This window comes from Streptomyces boncukensis (assembly GCF_011045075.1).
Taxonomy (GTDB): domain Bacteria; phylum Actinomycetota; class Actinomycetes; order Streptomycetales; family Streptomycetaceae; genus Streptomyces; species Streptomyces boncukensis.
In genome coordinates, this window is sequence record NZ_JAAKZZ010000360.1 from 1 (window position 1) to 7,863 (window position 7,863).

General features: G+C 75.0%; 8 protein-coding genes and 1 pseudogene. 3 read left to right on the top strand and 6 right to left on the bottom strand.

The features are described from left to right. From G5C65_RS26520 to G5C65_RS26540, 5 genes are all read right to left on the bottom strand, one after another. Positions 1-418 (bottom strand): flavin monoamine oxidase family protein (locus tag G5C65_RS26520; protein ID WP_165301465.1); only part of this gene is annotated, 418 nt, incomplete at its 3' end. A gap of 44 nt (positions 419-462) precedes the next feature. Continuing rightward, positions 463-1,236, bottom strand: a complete 774-nt coding sequence (locus G5C65_RS26525; RefSeq protein ID WP_165301466.1) for a nitrilase-related carbon-nitrogen hydrolase — start codon at positions 1,234-1,236, stop codon at positions 463-465. Positions 1,237-1,353: 117 nt separating this feature from the next. Beyond that, on the bottom strand, positions 1,354-1,809 hold the full coding sequence (locus tag G5C65_RS26530; RefSeq protein ID WP_165301467.1) for an AsnC family transcriptional regulator: 456 nt from the start codon (positions 1,807-1,809) through the stop codon (positions 1,354-1,356). Between the two features lie 33 nt (positions 1,810-1,842). After that, positions 1,843-2,538, bottom strand: coding sequence for a class I SAM-dependent methyltransferase (locus G5C65_RS26535; protein ID WP_165301468.1), 696 nt, complete (start codon positions 2,536-2,538; stop codon positions 1,843-1,845). Between the two features lie 57 nt (positions 2,539-2,595). Further along, entirely contained in the window at positions 2,596-4,032 is a 1,437-nt protein-coding gene (locus G5C65_RS26540) for a GuaB1 family IMP dehydrogenase-related protein (RefSeq protein ID WP_165301469.1), read from the bottom strand. A gap of 225 nt (positions 4,033-4,257) precedes the next feature. Here G5C65_RS26540 and G5C65_RS26545 point away from each other — a divergent pair, with 225 nt between their 5' ends. After that, positions 4,258-4,911, top strand: a complete 654-nt coding sequence (locus tag G5C65_RS26545) for a DUF4142 domain-containing protein (RefSeq protein WP_338146674.1) — start codon at positions 4,258-4,260, stop codon at positions 4,909-4,911. Positions 4,912-5,237: 326 nt separating this feature from the next. Next, positions 5,238-6,044, top strand: a pseudogene (locus tag G5C65_RS26550) (DUF1996 domain-containing protein); the annotation flags it as partial. Between the two features lie 5 nt (positions 6,045-6,049). Here the strand turns inward: G5C65_RS26550 and G5C65_RS26555 are convergent. Then, positions 6,050-6,988: a PucR family transcriptional regulator gene (locus tag G5C65_RS26555; RefSeq protein WP_241266072.1), complete on the bottom strand. Its 939-nt coding sequence runs from the start codon at positions 6,986-6,988 to the stop codon at positions 6,050-6,052. Between the two features lie 177 nt (positions 6,989-7,165). Here G5C65_RS26555 and G5C65_RS26560 point away from each other — a divergent pair. Then, on the top strand, positions 7,166-7,863 hold a 698-nt coding region (locus tag G5C65_RS26560), incomplete at its 3' end, for a hypothetical protein (RefSeq protein ID WP_206442294.1).

Consider the following 7,863-nt stretch of genomic DNA (forward strand, 5'->3'; position numbering starts at 1 on the left):
GGGTGTGCGGCGCGAGCGGGTTGGGGAAGGGGTGGCTCTCCAGGCCGACCAGGTCGGCGTAGTGCCAGAAGGCGGTGGAGGACGGCGGGAAGCGCATCGCGCCCATCTCGGCGGTCAGCGACGGGTCGGCGCCGTCGAAGGAGGCGGTGCGCAGCCTGCCGCCGAGCTGGTCGGCCTCGTAGACGACGGGCTTGAGCCCGGTCTTCATCAGTTCGTAGGCGGTGACGATCCCGGACAGCCCGCCGCCGATGACGGCGACCTCGGTGCCGTGCTCGGTGGCCGGGACCGCGCCGAGCCCGGCGGGGTGGGCCAGGTAGTCGTCGTACCCGAACGGGAAGTCCGGGCCGAACATGGTCAGCGGCGGGACACCGTCCGGGGCGCTCTCGCCGTGCGCGGAGGTGGGCACCGTGGACGTCATGGGGACGCTGCTCCTCGATGGTACGGGTCAGACGGAGGGACGGGTCAGACGGAGGGACGGGCGTAGAGGTCGGGGCGGCGGTCTTCGAGGTACGGGGTGTCCGCGCGCGCCGCCCGCACCCGGGCCGGGTCGGCGTCCGCGACGAGCAGCTCCTCGCCGGTGCCGGCGCGCGCGGCCGGGCGCCCGTCGGGGGCGGCCAGCTGGCTCAGCCCGGCGAAGTGGAAGTCGCCCTCCGGGCCGCAGCGGTTGGCGTAGGCGACGTACAGCTGGCTCTCCAGGGCGCGGGCCGGGACCAGCAGCCGCGCGACGGACTCGTACGGCCGCATCAGCGCCGTGGGCACCAGCAGCAGTTCCGTACCGGCGAGCGCGTGCGCGCGGACGGCCTCGGGGAACTCGACGTCGTAGCAGATCAGCAGCCCGATGCGGAGGCCGTCGAGCTCGGCCTGGACGGGGAGCCGGTCGCCCGGCGTGTAGTGGGACCGCTCGTAGGGGCCGTAGAGGTGGGTCTTGCGGTAGTGCGCGAGGCGGGTGCCGTCGGGGCCGATCAGCGCGGCGGCGTTGTGCACGGCGGCGCCGTCGCGCTCCGGGTAGCCGTAGGCGAGGGCGATGCCGTGCGTGGCCGCGATCCGGGCGAGGGCCCGCGCGGAAGGACCGTCGGCGGGCTCGGCGTGCGCGGACACCTGGTCGCCGAGGGCGTACCCGGTCAGCGAGAGCTCCGGGGTGACGAGCAGCCGCGCGCCGCGCGCGGCGGCGCGCCGGGCCGCGTCGTCGAGCGCGGCCGGGCCGCGGGCCGAGGTCTGGAGGAGGGCGGTACGCACGCAATCGACGCTACGGGCGCGGGTGGGGTGCCACAAGGCGCCGATCTTGCGGGGATGGCCGTGATGTGTTGCGTCGTGCGGGCGGTGTGCGGCGATTCGTTGCGCCCCCGGCGCGGGTCACAGGGGCGGCCCTGAGGTGTAGCGGCGCAGCAGCGGCGAGAGCACCAGGACCGACCTGGTGCGCTCCACGAACGGCTCGCCCGCGATCCGCTCCAGCACCTGCTCGAAGTGGTGCATGTCGGCGGCGAGGATCTGCACCAGCGCGTCGGCGTCGCCGGTCACCGTGGAGGCCGAGGCCACCTCGGGGTAGCGGGACAGGCCGCGGCGGATGTCGCCGGGCGTGGTGTGGGAGCGGCAGTACATCTCGATGAAGCCCTCGGTGCGCCAGCCGAGCGCGGCCGGGTCGACGCGGACGGTGAAGCCGGTGATGGCGCCCTGCTCGCGCAGGCGGTCCACGCGCCGCTTGACGGCGGGCGCCGAGAGGCCGACCTCGGCGCCGATGTCGGCGTAGGTGCGGCGCGCGTCTTCAGCGAGGGCGTGGACGATGCGTTCGTCGAGGTCGTTCAGTGGCACGGCAGCAGTAGACCACGCCGCCGTGCGGGCGGGTCAGCGCGCCGGGACGGCGCGCACCCAGGTGCGGTCCCCGGTGAGGTAGGCGTCCACCACCAGCCCCGCGTGCCGCAGGGCCGACTCGAACTCCGGCTCGGGCAGCTCGCGGGAGTAGTAGGTCTGGGACCAGGTGGCGTCCTCGTAGGCGTAGTCGACCCGGGTGCGCCAGACGCGGTCCTCGACCCGCTCCATGGCGGCCACGGTGACGGTCATACCGCCCTTCTCGACGGTGTCCCCTGGCTTGCGCCGCTCGTGGTGCCCGTCGGCCTGCCGCTGGATGAGCACCTGCCCGCCGGGGGCGACATGGCGGGCGCAGGCCGCCAGCAGCCCGTCGCGGGCGGTCTCGTCGGCGGTGTTGACGAGGATCGAGGCCAGGGTCACGGCGTCGAAGCGGCGGCCGAGGTCGAGCTGCTCGATGCCGCAGCACACCGTCTCGGCGCAGTCGATCCACGCCAGCATCGCCGCGGACTCGTCGACCGCGGTGACCCGGAAGCCGCGCTCGGCGAGCGGGCGCGTCATCCGGCCCGCGCCGGAGCCCAGTTCGAGGAGGGTGGCCCCGGCGGGGACGGCGTCGGCGATGACCGCGGTCTCGCCCAGGTCGGGAAGCCGGGCGTACATCTCCACCGCGCAGCCGTCCGGGGTGATCTCCCCCGGGCCCGTGCCGGAGTTCGCCTGGCGCGCATAGCGTGTCATGGGGCACATACGATCATGTGATCCCCGAGCCCCGACAGAGGGCGGCCCGGCACGCGCTCACCAGCTCGCGTGCAGCGGTTTGCCCTCCGCGTATCCGGCGGCGCTCTGCACGCCGACGACGGCGCGCTCGGCGAACTCCTCCAGGGTGCCCGCGCCGGCGTAGGTGCAGGAGGAGCGGAGGCCCGCGACGATCGAGTCGATCAGGTCCTCGACGCCGGGGCGTACCGGGTCGAGGAACATCCGGGAGGTGGAGATGCCCTCCTCGAACAGGCCCTTGCGCGCCCGGTCGTACGCCGACTCCTCGCTGGTGCGGTTGCGCACGGCGCGCGCGGAGGCCATGCCGAACGACTCCTTGTAGAGCCGCCCGTCGGGGCTCTGCTGGAGGTCGCCGGGGGACTCGTACGTACCGGCGAACCAGGAGCCGATCATGACGTTGGAGGCCCCGGCGGCGAGCGCCATCGCCACGTCGCGCGGGTGCCGCACGCCGCCGTCGGCCCACACGTGCTTGCCGTACGCGCGCGCCTCGGCGGCGCACTCCAGCACGGCGGAGAACTGCGGGCGGCCGACGCCGGTCATCATGCGCGTGGTGCACATGGCGCCGGGTCCGACGCCGACCTTGACGATGTCCGCCCCGGCCTCGATCAGGTCGCGCACGCCCTCCGCCGCCACGACGTTGCCCGCGACCACCGGCACGCCCGGGTCGAGGGCGCGGACGGCGCGCAGGGCCTCGACCATGCGCTCCTGGTGGCCGTGCGCGGTGTCCACGACGAGGGTGTCGACGCCGGCATCGAGCAGCCCCTTGGCGTGGGCCGCGACATCGCCGTTGATGCCGACCGCCGCGGCGATCCGCAGGGCGCCCCCGGCGTCGACGGCGGGTGTGTAGAGCGTGGCGCGCAGCGCGCCCTTGCGGGTGAGGATGCCGGCCAGCCTGCCGTCCGCGTCGACCGCGGGGGCGAGCTTGCGGTGCGCGGTGTCGAGCTGGTTGAACGCCTCGCGGGGGTCCATGCCGGCGTCGAGCAGCATCAGCTCGGTGGACATCACCTCGGACAGCTGGGTGAAGCGGTCCACACCGGTCAGGTCGGACTCGGTGACGACGCCGACGGGCCGCCCGTCCCGCACCACGACGCCCGCGCCGTGCGCCCGCTTGGGCAGCAGGGAGAGCGCGTCGGCGACGGTCTGGCCCGGCGCGAGGGTGATGGGGGTGTCGAGCACGAGGTGGCGCTGCTTGACCCAGGTGACGACATCGGTGACGACGTCGAGCGGGATGTCCTGCGGGATCACCACGAGCCCGCCGCGCCGTGCGACCGTCTCGGCCATCCGGCGCCCGGCGACGGCCGTCATATTGGCCACCACCAGCGGGATGGTGGTGCCGGTGCCGTCCGGCGCCGACAGGTCCACGCCCTGCCGGGACCCGACCGCCGAGCGGCTCGGGACCATGAAGACGTCGTCGTACGTCAGGTCGTACGGGGGCCGCTGATCATTGAGGAAACGCACGTACTTCAGTGTCCCATGCCCGCACACCCGCGCGGCACGGGCGATCACCCCAAGGCGGCGGCCCCGCTTTCGTGCGATCGCACAAGGTAGCCGGGACCGCGCCGGTCCGCCAGCGCTTTGTCCAAGAAGGACGAAGGACGCCCGCGGCGCGGGCCGCGCGGCTAGCTTCCCCGGTGCCTCCCCCGGGCGCTCCGGCGGGAGGGCGCGGGGCGACCTGGAAGCGGGGTGGAGCGGGTGTGGGCACTGCTGGTCCGGTATCTGGCGAGCGCCCGCGCCCTGGGCACCCTGCTCGTCGCCGGGTCCCTGCTCGCCACGCTCGTCGCGCTGCTCCTCCCGCTGGAGACCTTCGGCGGCGCGCGCTCCCTGGACGCCGCCCGGGAGGGCTGGGAGGACGACGGGCGCGGAACGCTGAGCACCCCGTACGGGCCGCTCAGCGCGCGGGACCGGGACTTCGTGCGGAAGGTGCGGCTCGCCGGGCTGTGGGAGTTACCCGCGGGACGGCAGGCCCAGGAGCGCGGCAATCGCGCGTCCGTACGGAAGGCGGGCTCCCACCTGGTCGAGGGCCACACGGAGCTGGACCGGCGGGCCGTACGGGCGGGCCGGGCGCTGGGCATCGACCTCCCGAACCAGCCCACGGCGCAGCAGCGCGGCTGGCTGGGCCGGATGGCGCGGGCCAAGGGCGACGCGTACGAGCGGTGCTTCGCCACTCTGCTGCGTCGCGCGCACGGCAAGGTCTTCGCGCTGATCGGACTCGTACGGGACAAGACCCGCAACACGATGGTGCGCTCGCTCGCCACCCGGACCAACGCGGTCGTCCTGGATCACATCACGGTCCTGGAGGACACCGGGCTCGTGGACTTCGGCGCACTCGATGGCTGACCGGCCGGCCGGCCGGCCGCAGGAAGGGACGGAAGAGCATGAGGCAGCAGGCGAGGACGGCCCACCGGCGCTCGCGCCGGACCCGCAGGCTCAGCGCGCTCACGGCGGCGCTGGCGCTGGGCGGAAGCGCCGCGGCGCTCGTCGGGGTGCACGCGCAGGCGGAGGAGGAGCCGCGCGGCGGCGGGCCGGTGCCCGGCGACTTCGTGGACATCAGGACCGTCGAACCGGGCGGCACACCCCGTGCGTCCGGGGTCCCCGGCGCGTCCGGTGCGTCCAGCGCGTCCGGCGCGTCCGGCACACAGCGGTCGCCGGAGTCCGGTGCGGCGCGGCGGGACGCCGCCACCGGGAGCTTCACCACGCGCTGCGGCCGCAACGAGGAGGGCCACTTCAACTCGGACAACGTGATCGTGGCCCCCGGCGTCCGCAACGGCGCGCAGCACACCCACGACTACGTCGGCAACCTGTCCACCGACGCCGACTCCACCGACGACAGCCTCGCCGCCGCCGGTACGACCTGTGCGAACGGCGATCTGTCGACGTACTACTGGCCGGTGCTGCGCGCCCTGGACGGCAACCGGGAGCGCGCGCACGACGGCAACGTGGGCACGGTGCTGCGCCCCGCCGAGGTCGCCCTCACCTTCGCGGGCAGCCCGGCGGGCAAGGTCACCGCCATGCCGCGCTTCCTGCGGATCGTCACGGGCGACGCCAAGGCGTTCACCCAGGGCACGGCGAACGCCAACGCCTCCTGGAGCTGCGAGGGCTTCGAGGACCGCCGGCTCACCGACACATATCCGCTGTGCCCCGAGGGCAGCCGGGTGCTCCGCTTCTTCGACTTCCCCGGCTGCTGGGACGGCAGGAACACCGACAGCGGCAACCACCGCGACCACGTGGCGTTCGCCCGCGAGGACGGCTCGTGCCCGGACGGCTTCCGGGCCGTGCCGCAGCTGAGGCAGCGCGTGGCCTACGACGTGCCGCGCGCCGGCGTCCCCGCTCAGGCGCCGTACGCCGTGGACAGCTTTCCCGACCAGATGCACAAACCGGTGACGGACCACGGGGACTTCATCAACGTCATGCCGGACCGGCTGATGGACCGCGCGGTCCGGTGCATCAACGAGGGCCGCTCCTGCGACTAGGTCCGTCACAGGCCGTTGATGCGGGCCTCCTGCGCCGGGCTCGGCGGGCTGCCCAGCGGGACGGCGCGCGCCTTGCGTCCGCCCGGCGTGCGGGCCCGGCCGCGCCGTATCCTGCCCAGCAGCTGCCGCCCGCGCAGCGCCGCCTCCAGCTCGAACCGCGACCGCGGATCCCGCAGCGCCGTGGAGCCGAACACCTTCTCGATCTGGCGGAGCCGATAGCGGACGGTCTGCGGGTGCACCCGCAGCGTCCTGGCCGCCTCCGGCGCTCCCCCGCTCTCCAGCCAGGCCAGCAGCGTCACCTCCAGCCGCTCGCTCTGCCGCGGCGTCAGCCCGGCCAGCGGCCGCAGCCAGCGGGCCGTGAGGGCGCGGGCCAGCGACTCGTCCTGGAGCAGCAGCAGGGTGGTGAGATGGTCGTCGACGAAGACCGGACCCGCAGGCTCCGGGCCGCCGGGTCCGTGGGCGGCCGTCTCCAGCTCCAGCAGCCGCCGTGCCCAGCGCACCGAGTCCGCGCAGTCGTCCAGCGCCACGGCGTGCCCGACGGCCGCTGTCCAGCCGCGCAGCTGGTGCTCCAGCGTGCCCCGCGCGTCCTCGCCGCAGTCGGGGACCAGCAGACAGGTCTCTCCCTCGACCGGGCCGGCCAGCGCGTTGCCGAGTCCGCCGGAGAGCGGCGGCGGCTCGCAGGGCACCGGCAGGGCCACCGCGCGCACCGCGTCGGGCAGCGGCCAGCGCGCGCTGCGCGCCAGCGTGGCGAACCGTTTCCTGGCGGTGCCCGCCGGCGCCGGTGCGCCGGAGGCGCCGCGGTCCGCGGTCAGTGCGGCGAAGAGCGTTCTGCGTGCCTGGTCCGCCGTCGGCGGAGCGGCCGCGGCGCGGCCGCCCGGTGCGGCGGCTCCCTCTCTGGTCTCCCACAGCACCGTGCCGGGCAGTTCAGCCCTGAGCTCGCTCATCTCCACCTCGCTCCCGCGGTCCCCCCGCGTATCGCCTGTGGGCATCATCGGCAGCTGCGCGGCACGGCGGTGGCGACGTACGGGAATTTGTCACAGCACGATAAACACTGGGTGCGTTCCGTCCGCTTCGACCATGCTTCTGGCTCCCGGCCGCCGCTTCGTGCCCACGGGAACCTGATGCCCTCTCCCCCACGCCCACCAGCCATACCGTCACACAGGCGACCGCCCGCGCACCGTTTCCGGCCGGGCCGCAGGACCGCAGGACCCCGCCCCGGACCGCTGCACGCCGCGTTCGGCGCCACGGCGCTGCTCGCGCTCGGCTGGGCGGTGACCGGCGGCGCTGCGGGCCGCGCCTGGGCCTTCCTCGACCACGGCGCGGGGGTGCTGGCGCTCGTCTCGCTCACGGCCGCGGTGCTGTGGGGGCTAGGGGCCACGGACCGGATCCTGCTGGGCCCGGCGCACCGGCTGCTGGCCCAGGCCGTGCACCGGGGGACGACCGCCGCCGGGCTGTGTTTTCTGGCCCTGCACGTGTGGGTGAAGGTCGCCGGGGGCCCGACGGGCGTCGGGGCCGCTGCCGTACCGCTGGCCGACCCGGCGCGCCCGGTACTGATCGGTCTGGGGACCCTGGCCGGGTACCTCTTCGCGGCGGTGGCGGTGACGGGCGCCGTACGGGCGGCCTTCGCGGATGGCGGCCGGTCCGGGTGGTGGCGGGCGCTGCACATGTGCGCGTACCCGGCGTGGGGCGCGGCGCTGGTGCACGGGCTGCGCTCCGGACGGGCGGCGAGCGGCTGGGTGACGGCGGCGTACGCGCTGTGCCTGGCGGGTGCGGCGGCGGCGCTCGCACACCGGGTGCTGCGCGCGCCGCGCGACCGGCC